The sequence below is a fragment of the Streptomyces sp. NPDC048590 genome, from assembly GCF_043199535.1.
Classification (GTDB): Bacteria; Actinomycetota; Actinomycetes; order Streptomycetales; family Streptomycetaceae; genus Streptomyces.
In genome coordinates this window covers 45,588-58,650 of the sequence record NZ_JBICWC010000004.1, presented here as the reverse complement: position 1 = coordinate 58,650, position 13,063 = coordinate 45,588, and the positions used below count along the sequence as shown (strand labels likewise).

Genomic DNA, 13,063 nt, shown 5'->3' with positions numbered 1-13,063 from the left:
CCGGCCAACGGCAGCAGCCTATGCGGAGCCGCCGTGCGGCCGTACGGCCGGGAGGCGCCTGTGCACCGCACATCGGACCGCTGCCTTCCGCACCGCGCCCGATCCCGCCTCCACGGCCGCCACCGGTCCCGACTGCCGGTCAGCGGCGGGCGACCGCCGTGCGTCTGGACGGGTCGACCCGGACCCGCCTCGTCTCAGGAGCGGCTTCCAGATCGTCGAGCTGGGCGGTGATCGTGGCACGCAGATCGTCGTAGTCCGTGAACGCGTGGTCGTTGAAGAGGGTCCAGCCCGTCCACATCAGGTTGGCGCAGACCCGTGCGGGCACCCGGCCGGTCCTGGCACCCATGCCGACGAGCGCCACCGAGGTGATGCTGCCCGGTACCTCGCTGTTCTGCCGGTGGACCGCCTGGAAGGCGGCGGCGCATGCCAGCGCCACGTTGAGTGTCTCGCTGACGTCCTCCGCGGACCCCTCCATCGTCGGTGTGGATATGAGGAACTTCGGGGTGACCGCCCCGGAGGGCACACACACCGCGCTCCCCACCGGCAGGCTCCCCCCGAAGCCGTCCCGGATCGCCCGCTGCACCCGCAACTGGATACCGGCTCCGAGATGCCGCTTCACCGCCGCGTCGGTCCCACCGTCCATCCGGCCACGGGAGTTGGTGGGGGTGACCCAGGCGTCCACCTTCTCCCCGAGGATCGAACCCTTGCGGATCTCGATCTCCGGGACGTCGGCGAACGCGGCGCGCCACGCGCTCACGACCGAGGCGCTCAGGTCGGTCAGAACCACCCGTACGGCAGGTGTCGGCACGCGGTTCGGGGTCATCGAATCCTTCGATCGAGAGGTGGCTTCTCCACTCCTCAGAACGCTAACGGGCACCACTGACACTCCGTCCGGTGCCGAGCGGCAGTGCGGATGATGACGACCTCCCGTACCTCCCGTTGTCAGTGCCAGGGGATACAACTCGACTCATCGAACCGGACCGACACCCGCGGAGCGTCTCCACCATGAGCGATGCCGGCACCCCTGCTCAGCCCGACCCGAACGACCCCCTGGCCCTGGCCGAGCTCTTCGCCGGCGGCGGTGAGCCGTGGCTGCCGCTGCTGAAGCGGCACATCGAACTGAACAGATCGGGTGCGGAGTTCATCGGTCCTGGTCGGGGTCCGGGCGTGGTGCCCGCACGCGAGCTGACCTTCCAGGCGCTGAAGCCGAACCCGCCGCACAAGTGGAAGGTGGTCGCCTTCGGCCAGAATCCTTACCCGAGGCTGGAGAGCGCCACCGGCATCGCCATGTTCGACAACACCTTCCACGACTGGACGGACAGCCGGTTCGGCCGGGTCGTGAGCATGCGCTGCGTCATCAAGGCGGCAGCGATGTGGAAGTACGGCATACCGAAGAAGACCCCGATCGCCGACCTCCGCAAGCTGCTGAAGGAACAGGACACCGTCCAGCCGCCGGAGTGGTTCCAGGCGATGCTGACGCAGGGCGTCCTGCTGCTGAACACGGCGCTCACCGCCAGCAGCGACGGGGTGCTGACGACCGCCGAGCACACGAAGTTCTGGCGACCGATCGTGATACAGATCGTCGAGGAGATATTCAAGGCCAAGTCGGAGGCCGACGAGGAGGACCGGCACGTCGTCTTCGTCTGGTGGGGCGCTCACGCACGCGGTCTGAAACAGACCGTCGAGTGGATCCAGCGCAGGTATCCGCAGGTCGAGGTCCGCCACATCGACCACTCCAACCCCGCCGCGCAGGGGGACATCTTCTGCGACGGCGAGCACTTCGGGACGGTCAACGCGGCCCTCGCCTCCATGGGAGCCGAGGAGATCGACTGGCTCCCGAGCAAGGGGTGGAACGCGGCGGTCGGCGGACCCGGCGAGGACGGCGGGGAGGAGGGACGCGGCGCCGTGGCGGACCGCATGGGCGCCTTCATCACCTCGACCATGGAGCTGCACCAGCTCTATCTGGAGCGTCTTGCGAGCGTCAAGGACGAGGGGCTCGTCCTACCGGCCATCACCGGCGTCTTCGACACCCCGCTGATGGGCTTCCAGGAGGCCGTCGGGCCGGTCGTCTCGCTGCTGGCCGGGATCGGCCGGCACGTCGAGAGCGCGCACGCCTTCGGTAAGACGCGCGCCGACGAGGAGCACGGCGAGGGCGGTCCGGACGCGGACGCCATCGCGGCACTCCACCTCTACACCTGCGAGTCGGCGTTCTACCGGGAGATCAACTCCGTACTGCGCTCACCGGACCGGGCGAGACTCACCCCGTACATCCCCTACCTGCGCCTGCTGTTCTCCGCCGTATCGCACCTGCCCACCCACACCGAACCGCTGTACCGAGGCGTCGCACTGGATCTGCGCGCGCAGTATCCGCTTGGCGGGACCGTCACCTGGTGGGGTGTGTCCTCCTGCACCTCCGAGCCGCGCGTGGCGCGCGCGTTCATGGGGGGACGCGGGAGGCGGACGCTGTTCGAGGTGACGCCGGTCCGGGCGGTCGGCATCCGGCGCTTCTCCGCCTTCACGGGCGAGGAGGAGTTCATCCTGTCGCCGGGCACCCAGCTGGAGGTCACGTCGGTGAAGTCGGAGCGTGGTGGCCTGTGCACCGTGAAGCTGCGGGAGTTGGAGGAGCAGACGCTGGTGTCCTGAACGGCGGACGCCGGTCCCTCCGTCGGCGGCCGTCGCTCCGTACCGTCCTGATCACCTGATCCAGCCGGAGGGTGCCTACCGGGCAGCTCGATCGAGCGTGCCGGACGTCGACCGCTTGACCTGGACCAGGGTTCAACACGGAGGCTTGCGGCATGAGTGATGAGGCAGATGAGCTGGTGGGGATCGCGGATGTTTCCGCACGGATCGGCCTGGCGCCGGACACCTTGCGCTACTTCGAACGGCAGGGGATCGTGCCGTCTCCTCGCCGCGACAGCGCGGGCCGTCGCCGGTACACGACGGCCGACGTCGAGCTGATCCGCATGCTGGTCCATCTCCGTGAGACAGGGATGCCACTGGCTGACATCGCGCAGTTCACCGGTGCTGACGACAGGGTCACCGATCCGGCTGTCCTCCGGCTCGAGTTGCTCACGGCTCACCGCCGTCGCGTCCAGGACCGTCGCGAGGAGCTGGACCGTGCCCTCGATGTGATCGCCCGGAAGATCGCGGACTACAGCGACCGGATCTCGGGTTCGCCGGAACGTCTCGACCGGCCGGACTGCACGATCGCATTCAGCGCGCAGGGTGAGGGGCCACTGCTGTTCCTCGTCGGCGCGCCTGCGGGGCGGGCCGGCTTCGCAGCGCTGGCGCACGAGCTCACGGGACGGTTCAGGGTCGTCACCCACGATCCGCGAGGGATCGGTGCCAGCCGCGTGGTGCCGGGGATGGCGGCGCCCACGCCCGAGGTCCTGGCTGCGGACCTCGCCGCGCTCGTCGACCGGATCACCGGCGGGCCGGCGCTGTTCGTCGGTACCAGTGGTGGTGCGGTGACACTGCTGGAGCTGGCCAGGCGGCATCCCCGTCTGGTCGGCCGAGCCGTCCTGCACGAGCCGCCCCTGGTGTCCCTCCTGGACGACGTGGATCTGGCGGAGCGCGCTGCGGCGGCATTCGCGGCGGCGGAAACCGACCCTCAGCGGGCGGTGCAGGAGTTCTTCGATCTCAGCGCCGCGGGACACCACACGGGCCCGGACGAGAGGCCGCCAGGGCATATGACTCTGCCCGAGCTCCCCGCCGAGGAACTCGACAAGAACCGCTACTTCCTGGGAAGGATGGCCGGCCCGACGGTCTTCTACGAGCCCGACATCGAAGCCACCCGTGGACTCCCGGTGGCGCTGTGCGCCGGCGCGCTGAGCCATCACCAGATGGCGCGCCGGGCCACCCATGCGCTCGCAGGCCGATTGGGACTACCTCTGATCGACGTGCCCGGCAACCACGTGGGCGCGAGCGCCGTGCCTGCGGAATTCGCCCGCGCGATGGTGCCCCTGCTCGGCCCCTGAGCGCACCGGGTGCCAACTGCCTGCCTGCCGAGGGCGAAGCCAGAGCCCTGGCAGCCGCCTCCTGCCAGCAGCTCAGCGCCGCCACTCGTAGGCACCTGGGGAGGTTTCCGCGACTTCCTGAGGCCAGGCCGTCCTGACCTGCTGTAGCAGCTCGCCATGGTCGTCGGCCCATCCATCAGCCAGACGTACCCGAACCCGGACCGACGTCCCCGTGCCGGCGGAGTCTTCGACCGCGATCTTGGCGACCCCGTTCCGGCCGGACGGTTCGAAGCGGATCTCAGTGCTTCTTCCGTCGTCCATCCACGCGGCGTCCCGCCCGGCGGCGAGAGCGCCCAAGACCTGGGACCAGCTGTCCAGGTCGTCCGGAGCCAGGCAGACATCGGCACGCCCTTGGGTGAACCCGCTCGTGACGATGATCTCGGCGTCGAGGAAGTCGTGCCACGGCAGCACTCCCGGCATGTGCCGGCCTAGCACTCGAACTACGAGGCTGCTCTCTCCGTCGGCCAAGTGGATGAGATCCGCAGTGCCGCTCTCTGCCATCCGTGCTCCCTACGCTCACATCGACTGCCGTCATGATGCCCGCGCATCACCATCCGGCTCGCACGAGGGCGTTGTGTCAGGAATTCCAAGAGGTCGATTCCCCCCCCCGCCGAACCGGCGCGTCCTACGCGCTCCGGATGTCCGAGGGACGCAGCCCCCAGACCACGTCGCGGACGCGGGCGGAGCCCGGCGGCGGATCCTCGTCGTCCCCGTACCGGTCCACGATGACGCGCCCGCACTGCACGTAACCCGTACCGCTGCGGGACCGCAGCGCCACCACCAGGCGAGTGTCCCGCAGCGCCGCCGGAACGCCCGATTCCTCGTACAGCCGGGCGGACATGTCGTCGTCGACGGTGTGCAGTTCGAGACCCTCGTAGCGCCGGACCAGGCGCATCACGTCGACCGCCTCGAAATGAAGATCCAGCCGGGGCCGGTCCGTCCCCTCCTTCCGGGAACGCAGCAGCAGGTGGGAGTGGCCAACGCCGTAGCTCCAGACCCTGAAAGTCCGGTCGAGGCGGAGCAGCAGGGTGTCCGGTGCGCCCGAGGGGCTCGGCGCCGGGAGTGGCGCCGGCTCCTCGCCGTCGAACGACTTCACAACTGACTCCCGGGTGTGTCCAGGGCCGTAACCGTACCCGCCCTGAAGGCAGATGATTGATCAAGTCCCGCAGTAATCTGCCTACTTCGTGTTCGTGAGCGATCCGCGCGGGGCGGTTTCACGCGGCCGAGGTGCCACGCCTCGGCTCCGGACGCTGTGGAACGAGCAAGGCAGTGGCACCGAGGCCCGATCCGGTAGCGGAGCTGATCCTTTCGCGTGCTGGTGGACGACCAGCTGAAAGAGACTGTGTGATGCGAGTGAATCCCGTCCTGGAGGTCCGGAACCTCCGCTACTCCGTGGCCGGCAGGACGCTGCTCGACGGCGTGGACCTGACCCTTCCGGCCGGACGGTCCTCCGCCGTCACCGGTCCCAGCGGGACGGGCAAGAGCACACTGCTCAACTGCCTGCTGGGGCTGATCCCGTACGACGACGGCGAAGTCCGGGTCGCGGGCCGGGATCTGTCCTCGCTCAAGCCGCGTGCTCTGGCCCGGCACCGGCGCGACACCATCGGCATGGTGTTCCAGTTCGGCGAACTGCTGCCGGAGCTCACGCCCGTGGAGAACGTCGCGATGGCCGCGCTCCTGGCCGGGGTGAAGCGGTCCGACGCCTTCGGGCGTGCTCGCCGACTGCTCACCGATCTCGGGGTGCCCGTCGAGGGGACCCCGACCGCCGAACTCTCCGGCGGGGAACGACAGCGAGCCGCGGTGGCGCGCGCGTTGGTGAATCAGCCGACACTGCTGCTGGCGGACGAACCCACGGGTTCGCTGGACACCCGGAACCGGGAAGCCGTGGCGGAACTGCTCTTCTCCCTGCCTCGTAGGTGGGGGTGCGCCGTCCTCGTGGTGACCCACGACGAGTCGGTCGCCGCTCGCGCGGATCAGCGCTTCGCTCTGCACGAAGGGCGTCTGGTCGCACAGGACGCGCCGCTCTCGCGAGGCGTCCGATGAGTGACGGGAGGTCACTGGGGCGCCAGCTGTTGCGCATGGGGCTCGCGGCGGGGCGGGGATCCACCGACGGCCGAGTTCGCTTCGTGGCTCTGACGATCGCCACCTCCGTACTCGCCGTGACCTTGGTGTCGGCGATGGCGGCTTGGGCCACCTACCAGGAACGGACGGAACGCGGGGCGGCACGCACGCCTGTCCTCCGTCTGCACGACGGGCAGACGGAGGAGGAGGCTCCACTCCGTCTGCACTTTCACCTGGACGACGTCGACGATCGGCAGGTCGAGGTCGTGTTCGTCGAACCGGTCGGCTCGGACGCTCCGTTGCCGCCCGGCGTGTCCCGCTGGCCGGAGCCGGGCGAGGCGGTGCTGTCCCCCTCCCTCGCTGCCGACGGAGTAGGTGACCGTTACGGACACGTCGTGGGACACATCGGGCCCGAAGGCCTGGCGAGCCCCGGCGAACGCTATGCCTACGCGCGGCCGGCACCCGGCTCGCTCAGCGTGAAGCACGCGTTGATCGCCACCGGTTTCGGATCCCCGGACGCGGGCGGCTTCGGTGATCTGGCGACTGTACGCCCGTTCTCCGTCTTCCTCACCCTGCTGATCGCCATGCTCGGCCTGCCTGCCGGACTGTTCGCCGTGGTGGCCACGCGGCTGGGCGCTGCCGGGCGGGACCGTCGTACGGCACTCCTCGGAGCCCTCGGCGGTTCACGCCGGCAGCTGGCCCTGCTGAGCGCGGGGGAGGCGGCCCCGGCTCTCCTGCTCGGTGTCACGCCGCCGGCGTTCCTGCTGGTCGCCGCTCTGGCCACCGATCTGCGCATCCCTGTCGTCGGCTATGTGCTAGCAGCCTCCGACATGCGGTCACACGCCTGGCAGTTGCTCGCGGCCCTCGCCGCAGGGCCCATTCTGCTCGTCGCCCTGGTGGTCCTGATGCATCGGTGGGCGGGGCCCGGCCGTTCCACCCGGCCGAGGGCCGCCGGTCGCAGCCGGCCGGTCATCCTCGGTGCCGCGCTGTGCCCGGTCTTCCTGGGAATTCTGAGCTGGTCGCCGACGGCGTTCGCCACCCAGGGCGCCACCCGGACCGTCGTACTGGTGTCGATGCTCGGCACGGTCGGCGCCCTGGCCACTCTTCCCGCGGCCATCGCGCTGCTGCTCTCCGCGGCCGGCCGAGGCGTGACGGAGCTGGGTCGGCGGCGGGGGCTGGCGGGCACGCTGCTCGCCGGCCGTTGGACCCAGGGGCGCCCGGGATACCTCTCGCGTCTCGTCGCGGGGGTGGTCGTCGCGGTAGGGCTCCTGAGCGTGGTGCAGGTGTACCCGAGCATGCACAGCGCGACCGTCCAAGGCGCGTTGGCCATGCGGGAACGTTTCGGCCATAGCGTCGCCACCGTTCAGATTCCGCCCGGCTCGGAGGGAAGAGCAGGGTCGCTGGTTCGGGCGCTGCCGACCGGCGCCGAGGTCGCGGTGCTGGACTCGACGCTCGGTCTCGCGAACGGCGCGGGCGAGGTCCGGGAGACACCGGACGGGCCCGTCGAGGTGCGGCAGGCCGTCACGGTGCGTGGAAGCTGCGGCGCTCTGCGGGGGTTGGGACTGGACTGCCCGGCCGGCCGTACGGCGCGGGACGTCCCGCTCACGGAATCCACGCCCGAGCTGCGAGCCCTTCTGCCGGCCTCGGTGACGCGGGTCGGTGTGAGCAGGGGCCCGCTGGAGCCCCGCCGGAACAACATGCTCGTGGTCCACTCGCCACAGGGTGAGGACCTGCCGCTCGGAGAACTCAAGCGTGATGCCCTCGCCGTGCTGGGCCCCGGGGCTCTTGTCGAGGGCATCGGGCAGGGGTGGATCGGCGGCGCCGCGCTGCTCTCCTCCCAGCTGCGCTGGGTGACCCTGCTGGGAGTTGTCGGGGTGGGGCTGGTCGCGCTGGCGGCGGCTCTCAACTGCCTCGCCGAGGTGGTGCGCTTCGCCCGTTCCATCGCGCCCGTCTCCATGGTGACCGGTAGCAGACGTGTGTACGTGACCGTGGCGGCCTGGACTCTCGCCGCCCCCTTGTGCGTCGCCGCCGTCCTGGGATCCGTCAGTGCCGTCTGGATCACCCTGCCCTACACGACGCCCCCCAGGAACGGGGAGCTGCCACCGCAGATGCTGAGCCTGTCGGCGTCCGTGCTGTGTGCCCTGGCCCTGCTCGTCGCGGCCCTCGCCGCCCTGGCCGCGGTGCGCGAGGCGAGGCGTTGGCGGCCCCGGCACGACTGAGCGGACGGCGAGGGCCTTCAGCGGGTGTCACCGGCTTCGGTGCCGGTCACTTCAGCTCGATCTCGACGAAGGCCAGCGGGGCCGAGCCGGCGTTGACGACCTCGTGCTCGCCGCCCGCGGGGCGGGCGTAGGACTCGCCCGCTCGCAGCTCGGAGGGGGTGACGGTGCCGTCCGGGGTGATCACGTCGGTCCGCCCGTCGGTGACGGGGACGACGACGTAGTCGTACTCGTGGACGTGGCGGCCGGTGGACTCCTGAGGCAGGAAGTCCCAGCGGGTGACCCGTACCCGGTCGTCCTCGTGCTGCAGGGTGGCGCGGGCGGTGGTCGTCATGGCCGGTTCTCCTCGTCGTGGTCGCCGCTCCGGAGGGGGCGAAGCGGTGTCGGCATTCCTGCTCGGCAGCGTATCCACCGCAGGTCAGGGCGTTGGGGCGGGGCAGGGGGCGGGTCGGTGCGTCCGGGTTCGGAGGGGGCTGCCCGCCCTCATCGCCTACGTGGCCGCTCCCCGGCGCTCGGGTCTCGGGGCTCGAAACCCGGGGCTCGAAGCTCGAAGCTCGGGTTCCGAGATCCGGGGCCTCGCATCACTCCTCCGAGGGACACCGAAGGGGGCGCGGGCCCGAAGCTCGGGTCTCGGGTTCCGGGTGTCGGGCTTCGAGGGCCGAGATCCGAGACCTGTACCCATCCGGGGGTTAAAAGAAGGAAAGAGAATGAACCTCCCCACCTCCCGTACCCGTCACGAACAGCAAGTATGACTAATCGTGACCGACTTGCGGCGCAGAGTCGCGACTGCTTACGGTGCCCACAACTGAACGACCCCGACGCGGTGTTCGATGCACCAGGCCGGGGTCTCACCGCAAGATCAGAAAGCGTGATCCCGTGGTTACCCAGCACATTAGCTCCGCCCCGCCCGCACCCGCAGCCTCCCGCCCCTACGCGCGCGCCAGTCCCGGATACGGAAAGCGGTCCGCTCCGGACCAACGCCCCGCGCGTCCCGGTGACTTCGCCCTCCTCCCGGAGCGTGAGCGGTATGTCGCCGGTTACGTCGACCGGCTCCCCGAGGGTGCCGCGATGGACATCAAGTCCCTGGCCAAGAGCCTCCCGCTGTACGGCCAGATGGCCGTCGGTGGTGCCCTGCGGGCCCTCGCGGTCGCCGGTCACCTCAGGCACGTACGGTCGCCCGCCGATGCGGGCGGCGGGCAGATCCGGTGGATCACCCGCACCTACTGGTCCCGTACGGCCCGCGACAACGAGTGGTGGACCGCGTTCGTCGACGGTGCGAGCGTGGCCGGAGTGCACAACCCGGCTGCCACGTCGGACCCGGTTTCCGCGCCCGACGCACCCGCCGTGCCTGCCTCCCCGTGCGCAGAGCCCGGCCCCACCCTCGCTGCCGTTCCCCTGGGTCAGGAGCCTGTGGTACCTCAACAGCGCGCTCAGGGCCCCCGGAGCCCGCAGGTGTACCTCGAAGGCCCCGCCGAGGTCGCCGTACCCGCATCCGCACCCGCAGCGGCGGCGCTCCCCTCGCCCGCCTATCTCGCGTTGGCCCGCCTCGGCAGGACGGACGCCCGCGTCTCCCTCTCCGCCGCCGACTGCGCCGCGCTGGAGGGGCTGGCCGCCGCCTGGCTCGCGCGGGGCGTGAGCGCGGACCACATGATCCGTACGCTCTCCGCCGGGCTGCCGCCCACCGTGGACTCCCCGGTCGGCTTCGTCCGGCGGCGGCTCCGCGACAAGATCCCGCCCGCGGTGCCGTGCGGGACGCCGTCCGGGGGCGCAGCGGGGGCGCCTGACACGCCAGGGGCCCAGGCTCCACGCCCGATGGTCGAGTGCGCCGAGTGCGGCGTTCCCGGTCGCCCCGAGGCTCTGCCCGACGGCCTCTGCCGCTCCTGCCGGGTGCCCGCGCAGGCGTCGACCGTTCCCGGGCCCGTCGTGGAGGCGGCTGAGGGGTCCGTACCCGCCGAGGCCCCGCCCACGTCGAACGAGGTGGCCACTTACGTCGGCACCCTCCGCGAGTTGCTCAGGCTTCCCTGAGCGGAGCCTACGGTTCCCCCATCCCGGTCGAAAATGGGTGGAGTTTACCCATCAGAACCACTCGGTACACGCCGCAGCGCCGCCTTTTGTTCCCCTGTGCGGCTGAACTTTTGTTGATCTGTGGCCAGTTGCGGGGGGTCTGGGCCTACCCTTGACTGGGTGAACCAGTTGAAGCTCCGTGCGCCCCTCGCTGAGACAGTCATGCCCGGCACCCTGCCCGACGACCTCCGTGCCGAGCTGATCGCGTTCCGGCGGGATCTGCACATGCACCCGGAGCTGGGCAACCAGGAGTTCCGCACCACTGCGGCCGTCAAGGCCAGGCTGGAGAAGGCGGGGCTCCAGCCCGAGGTGCTGCCCGGCGGCACGGGCCTCGTGTGCGACGTGGGGGAGTGGGACGGTGTGACGCCGATGCTGGCGTTGCGCGGTGACATCGACGCGCTGCCGATCCCCGACATGAAGGTGGGCGTCTCCTACCGTTCCACCGTCCCCGACCGTGCGCACGCCTGCGGGCACGACGTCCACACCGTCTGCGTCCTGGGTGCCGGGCTCGTCCTCAGCGAGCTGGACCGGCAGGGCATGCTGCCCCGCCCCGTGCGGCTGATCTTCCAGCCGGCCGAGGAGGTCCTGCCCGGAGGCGCGGCGGACGCGGTCGCGGCCGGGGTGCTGGACGGCGTCGGACGGATCATCGGGGTGCACTGCGACCCCAAGGTGGACGTCGGGAAGATCGGGCTCAGGATCGGCCCCATCACCTCCGCCTGCGACCGTGTGGAGGTCTCCCTCGACGGACCCGGCGGTCACACCGCGAGGCCGCACCTCACCACCGACCTGGTCACCGCGGCCGCCCGGGTCGCCACCGACGTGCCCGCGCTGATCGCGCGCAGGGTCGACGCCCGCGCGGGGATGGCGGTCACCTGGGGCCGGCTCCAGACCGGCCACGCGCCCAACGTCATCCCGCAACACGCCGAGCTGTCGGGAACGGTCCGCTGCCTCGACCTGGACAGCTGGCGGCAGGCGCCCGACCTGGTGCACTCGGCCATCGACGAGGTCGCGGCGATGCACGGGGCGAAAGCGGTGATCGACTACGTCCGGGGTGTGCCGCCGGTGGTCAACGAGGCCGAGACGATCGGTCTCCTCGACGCCGCGATGACCATCCGGCGCGGATCGTATTCGATCGAGGACACCGAACAGAGCCTGGGCGGGGAGGACTTCTCCTGGTATCTGGAGAAGATCCCCGGCGCCATGGCGAGGCTCGGCGTGAGGGCCCCGGGCGACACCCGGGGGCTCGACCTGCACCGGGGCAACTTCGACGTCGACGAGGAGGCCATCACGGTCGGGGTCGAGCTGTACACCGCCGCCGCGTTGCTCGACGGAAACACCCAGTAGCCGGAGAGGACACCTTCTGTTCGCGACGATCCGATAACGGCTTCCGTACAGGTCCTTATCTGACATCTACGCGCGTTACGATCGCCGCGAAACCAGCGCCGGAAGAGGCGCTTCGGTCAGGTCTGAAGGAGCCTTCCCTTGCGCCGGATCACCAGGATTGCCACCGTGGGCGTCATGTCCGCGGCACTCGCGCTGAGCGTCAGCGCGTGTGGCGACTCTTCGTCGGAGAGCAGCTCGTCCTCCGACTCCAAGGCCGACAAGACGGCCATCGCCTACGACATCGGTGGCCGTGGCGACCAGTCGTTCAACGACGCCGCCTACGCCGGTCTGGCCAAGGCCGAGAAGGACCTCGGCGTCAAGGGCACCGAGGCCGAGCCCTCCGAGGGCGAGTCGGACGCCGACAAGGTCCAGCGCCTCACCTCGCTGGCCCGCGCCGGCAACAACCCGGTGATCGGCGTCGGCTTCGCCTACGCGCCCGCCATCAAGAAGGTCGCGCCGAAGTTCCCGAAGATCACCTTCGGCATCATCGACGACGCCTCGGTGACCGGCGACAACATCGCCAACATCGTCTTCAACGAGGAGCAGGGCTCCTACCTCGCGGGTGTCGCCGCCGCCAAGGTCTCCAAGACCAAGACGGTCGGCTTCATCGGCGGAGTCGAGACCCCGCTGATCAAGAAGTTCGAGGCCGGCTTCATCCAGGGCGTCAAGGACACCGACTCCTCGGTCAAGGTCGTCCCGCAGTACCTGACCCAGCCGCCGAACTTCGACGGGTTCTCCAAGCCCGACCTCGGCAAGGCCGCTGCCCAGGGCCAGCTCGACAAGGGCGCCGACGTGGTCTACTCGGCGGCCGGTCTTGCCGGTTCCGGTGCCATCGAGGCCGTCTCCAAGGCCGGTAAGTGGAACATCGGCGTCGACTCCGACCAGTACAAGCAGGAAGGCCTCGCGGCCTACAAGGAGTCGATCCTCACCTCCGTCACCAAGGACGTCGAGGACTCCGTCTTCAACCTGATCAAGTCCGTGCAGGACGGCAAGCCGCAGTCCGGCGAGATCCGCTACGGCCTCGACAAGGACGGCGTCGGCCTGGCCATGTCCAACCCGGCCTTCACCAAGATGACCGAGGTCATCGCTGCCGTGGACAAGGCGAAGCAGGAGATCATCGACGGCAAGATCACCGTCAAGACCACCCCGTAACGACTCCGGTCGCCGTGCTGGTTTCCCGTGGGCCCGGAGCGCGCATCCTCGCCGCTCCGGGCCCGTGGGGTGTCCATCGAAGAGGTTGTGCCCATCGCGGTCACCCGCACCGGGCTCCGGAACCGGAGCCTCGTACGTATCGGTGTCCGCGCCTTACGATTCGGCAGCGCT

At 70.1% G+C, this 13,063-nt stretch carries 11 protein-coding genes; 7 read left to right on the top strand and 4 right to left on the bottom strand.

Annotation, left to right across the window (positions count from 1 at the left end; translation table 11 throughout):
• Positions 1-139: 139 nt before the first annotated feature.
• Positions 140-823: a macro domain-containing protein gene (locus ACGFNN_RS12480; protein WP_393555212.1), complete on the bottom strand. Its 684-nt coding sequence runs from the start codon at positions 821-823 to the stop codon at positions 140-142.
• Positions 824-1,005: 182 nt separating this feature from the next.
• Between ACGFNN_RS12480 and ACGFNN_RS12475 the strand changes: the two genes are divergently transcribed.
• Positions 1,006-2,643: an ADP-ribosyltransferase domain-containing protein gene (locus ACGFNN_RS12475; protein WP_393555210.1), complete on the top strand. Its 1,638-nt coding sequence runs from the start codon at positions 1,006-1,008 to the stop codon at positions 2,641-2,643.
• 152 nt (positions 2,644-2,795) lie between these two features.
• Entirely contained in the window at positions 2,796-3,977 is a 1,182-nt protein-coding gene (locus ACGFNN_RS12470; RefSeq protein WP_393555208.1) for an alpha/beta fold hydrolase, read from the top strand.
• A 72-nt stretch (positions 3,978-4,049) separates the two neighbouring features.
• On the opposite strand, the gene ACGFNN_RS12465 is transcribed toward ACGFNN_RS12470, so the two are convergent.
• Positions 4,050-4,517: a DUF5959 family protein gene (locus ACGFNN_RS12465; RefSeq protein ID WP_393555206.1), complete on the bottom strand. Its 468-nt coding sequence runs from the start codon at positions 4,515-4,517 to the stop codon at positions 4,050-4,052.
• A 124-nt stretch (positions 4,518-4,641) separates the two neighbouring features.
• Complete coding sequence (locus ACGFNN_RS12460) at positions 4,642-5,112, bottom strand: hypothetical protein (protein WP_362538774.1); 471 nt, start codon at positions 5,110-5,112, stop codon at positions 4,642-4,644.
• A gap of 251 nt (positions 5,113-5,363) precedes the next feature.
• On the opposite strand from ACGFNN_RS12460, the gene ACGFNN_RS12455 reads away from it, so the two are divergent.
• Both ACGFNN_RS12455 and ACGFNN_RS12450 read left to right on the top strand, forming a co-directional pair.
• Complete coding sequence (locus tag ACGFNN_RS12455; RefSeq protein ID WP_393555204.1) at positions 5,364-6,059, top strand: ABC transporter ATP-binding protein; 696 nt, start codon at positions 5,364-5,366, stop codon at positions 6,057-6,059.
• A complete protein-coding gene (locus ACGFNN_RS12450) occupies positions 6,056-8,296 on the top strand; it encodes a hypothetical protein (protein ID WP_393555202.1) in 2,241 nt (746 codons plus the stop codon). The genes ACGFNN_RS12455 and ACGFNN_RS12450 overlap by 4 nt, the downstream gene beginning before the upstream one ends.
• Before the next feature lie 46 nt (positions 8,297-8,342).
• Here the strand turns inward: ACGFNN_RS12450 and ACGFNN_RS12445 are convergent, their stop codons facing one another.
• Positions 8,343-8,627: a cupin domain-containing protein gene (locus tag ACGFNN_RS12445; protein ID WP_362665893.1), complete on the bottom strand. Its 285-nt coding sequence runs from the start codon at positions 8,625-8,627 to the stop codon at positions 8,343-8,345.
• A gap of 542 nt (positions 8,628-9,169) precedes the next feature.
• On the opposite strand from ACGFNN_RS12445, the gene ACGFNN_RS12440 reads away from it, so the two are divergent.
• The 3 genes from ACGFNN_RS12440 to ACGFNN_RS12430 all read left to right on the top strand — a co-directional run bounded on the left by ACGFNN_RS12440 (position 9,170) and on the right by ACGFNN_RS12430 (position 12,892).
• The gene (locus ACGFNN_RS12440) at positions 9,170-10,318 is read left to right on the top strand and encodes a MarR family transcriptional regulator (protein ID WP_393555199.1); all 1,149 of its coding nucleotides are present in this window, start codon (positions 9,170-9,172) and stop codon (positions 10,316-10,318) included.
• A 159-nt stretch (positions 10,319-10,477) separates the two neighbouring features.
• The gene (locus ACGFNN_RS12435) at positions 10,478-11,701 is read left to right on the top strand and encodes an amidohydrolase (RefSeq protein ID WP_393555198.1); all 1,224 of its coding nucleotides are present in this window, start codon (positions 10,478-10,480) and stop codon (positions 11,699-11,701) included.
• Positions 11,702-11,839: 138 nt separating this feature from the next.
• Positions 11,840-12,892: a BMP family ABC transporter substrate-binding protein gene (locus tag ACGFNN_RS12430; RefSeq protein WP_362665898.1), complete on the top strand. Its 1,053-nt coding sequence runs from the start codon at positions 11,840-11,842 to the stop codon at positions 12,890-12,892.
• The last annotated feature ends 171 nt before the right edge of the window (positions 12,893-13,063 follow it).

What these genes read in the sequence shown, in the direction of transcription:
- ACGFNN_RS12470 (WP_393555208.1), top strand. Translation starts at nt 2,796, where the DNA reads ATGAGTGATGAGGCAGATGAGCTGGTGGGGATCGCGGATGTTTCCGCA.
- ACGFNN_RS12480 (WP_393555212.1), bottom strand. Translation starts at nt 823, where the DNA reads ATGACCCCGAACCGCGTGCCGACACCTGCCGTACGGGTGGTTCTGACC.
- ACGFNN_RS12445 (WP_362665893.1), bottom strand. Translation starts at nt 8,627, where the DNA reads ATGACGACCACCGCCCGCGCCACCCTGCAGCACGAGGACGACCGGGTA.
- ACGFNN_RS12455 (WP_393555204.1), top strand. Translation starts at nt 5,364, where the DNA reads ATGCGAGTGAATCCCGTCCTGGAGGTCCGGAACCTCCGCTACTCCGTG.
- ACGFNN_RS12465 (WP_393555206.1), bottom strand. Translation starts at nt 4,517, where the DNA reads ATGGCAGAGAGCGGCACTGCGGATCTCATCCACTTGGCCGACGGAGAG.
- ACGFNN_RS12450 (WP_393555202.1), top strand. Translation starts at nt 6,056, where the DNA reads ATGAGTGACGGGAGGTCACTGGGGCGCCAGCTGTTGCGCATGGGGCTC.
- ACGFNN_RS12475 (WP_393555210.1), top strand. Translation starts at nt 1,006, where the DNA reads ATGAGCGATGCCGGCACCCCTGCTCAGCCCGACCCGAACGACCCCCTG.